The organism is Belnapia sp. AC561, assembly GCF_979252845.1.
In genome coordinates, this window is record NZ_CEEDBP010000163.1 from 1 (window position 1) to 285 (window position 285).

At 38.9% G+C, this 285-nt stretch carries 1 protein-coding gene; it reads right to left on the bottom strand.

Annotated elements, in window-relative coordinates:
- Positions 1-87 precede the first annotated feature (87 nt).
- Positions 88-285, bottom strand: a 198-nt coding sequence (locus AC0IW9_RS30580) for a hypothetical protein (protein WP_471652071.1), incomplete at its 5' end; no start/stop codon positions are given.

Here is a 285-nt window from a genome sequence, read left to right on the forward strand (position 1 = left end):
TTTCTTGCCGAAACAATTTTGTGGTTCTGATAATTAAGTGCAGCCAAAGGCTGCACTTATGTTGATTATGCCTTAATCGGGCTTATCTTATTGAACTGGTTTACCGTCTTTATCAATTTTCACAGATCCAGTTTCTGCTTCTTTTTTAACGTTAATTAAGTAATACTCCTTAGTGCCTTCTTTTACCGACCACGCTTCAGTTGCGGTCCAGCCTTTGTAAGCGTCAGATTTTAAAGCAGTTGTTACTGGCTCTGGCAACTCTTCCAATTTCACTGGTGTTTTAAC